At 62.8% G+C, this 1458-nt stretch carries 2 protein-coding genes; both read left to right on the top strand.

What is annotated here, in order from left to right; genetic code table 11:
* Window positions 1-123, top strand: a 123-nt coding sequence (locus O7B34_RS31845) for a co-chaperone GroES (protein WP_419197530.1), incomplete at its 5' end; no start/stop codon positions are given.
* A 64-nt stretch (window positions 124-187) separates the two neighbouring features.
* The coding region (groL, locus tag O7B34_RS31840; protein WP_337149696.1) for a chaperonin GroEL at window positions 188-1458 on the top strand (1271 nt) is incomplete at its 3' end.

The raw sequence follows: 1458 nt of genomic DNA, 5'->3' as shown, positions 1-1458 counted from the left end.
CCGCTGGACGTCAAGGCCGGCGACCGCATCCTGTTCGGCAAGTGGTCGGGCACCGAAGTCAAGCTCAATGGCGAAGACCTTCTGATCATGAAGGAATCCGACATCATGGGCATCATCGGCTGATCATCGGCCTCACCTTCAACTTGAATTTTCGGGCTCTATCCGAGCCCCTGCCAGGAGCTAAAACATGGCTGCCAAAGACGTAAAATTCTCCCGTGACGCCCGCGAGCGCATGCTGCGCGGCGTCAACATCCTCGCCGACGCGGTGAAGGTCACGCTCGGCCCCAAGGGCCGCAACGTCGTCATCGACAAGTCGTTCGGCGCTCCGCGCATCACCAAGGACGGCGTCACCGTCGCCAAGGAAATCGAGCTTGAAGACAAGTTCGAGAACATGGGCGCGCAGATGGTCCGCGAAGTTGCTTCGAAGACCAACGACATCGCCGGCGACGGCACCACGACCGCGACCGTTCTGGCGCAGTCGATCGTCCAGGAAGGCCACAAGTCGGTTGCCGCCGGCATGAACCCGATGGACCTGAAGCGCGGCATCGATCTGGCCGTCACCGAAGTGGTCGCCGCTCTCGGCAAGGCCGCCAAGAAGATCAAGACTTCCGAGGAAGTCGCCCAGGTCGGCACGATCTCGGCCAATGGCGACGAGTCGGTCGGCAAGATGATCGCGGAAGCGATGCAGAAGGTCGGCAACGAAGGCGTCATCACGGTCGAGGAAGCCAAGACCGCCGAGACCGAGCTGGAAGTCGTCGAAGGCATGCAGTTCGACCGCGGCTACCTCTCGCCCTACTTCGTCACCAACGCCGACAAGATGGTTGCCGAGCTTGAGGACGTCTACATCCTCCTGCACGAGAAGAAGCTCTCCAACCTGCAGGCCATGCTGCCGGTCCTCGAAGCCGTCGTGCAGACCTCGAAGCCGCTGCTCATCATCTCGGAAGACGTCGAAGGCGAGGCCCTGGCCACGCTGGTCGTCAACAAGCTGCGTGGCGGCCTGAAAATCGCCGCCGTCAAGGCGCCGGGCTTCGGTGATCGCCGCAAGGCCATGCTGGAAGACATCGCCATCCTCACCGGTGGCCAGGTCATCTCGGAAGACCTCGGCATCAAGCTCGAGAATGTCGGCCTCAACATGCTCGGCCGCGCCAAGAAGGTGTCGATCTCCAAGGAGAACACCACCATCGTCGACGGCGCCGGCAAGAAGGCCGAGATCCAGGGCCGCGTTGCCCAGATCAAGCAGCAGATCGAGGAGACCACCTCGGACTACGACAAGGAGAAGCTGCAGGAACGTCTGGCGAAGCTCGCCGGCGGCGTTGCGGTGATCCGCGTCGGCGGTGCGACGGAAGTCGAAGTCAAGGAAAAGAAGGACCGCGTCGATGACGCCCTCAACGCGACCCGCGCGGCCGTGGAAGAAGGCATCGTTGCCGGCGGTGGCGTTGCCCTGCTGCGCGCTTCGGC

Origin of the sequence: Mesorhizobium sp. Cs1299R1N3 (assembly GCF_037179625.1) — a bacterium.
Taxonomy (GTDB): Bacteria; Pseudomonadota; Alphaproteobacteria; order Rhizobiales; family Rhizobiaceae; genus Mesorhizobium; species Mesorhizobium salmacidum.
This window is presented reverse-complemented; position numbering and strand designations above follow the sequence as displayed.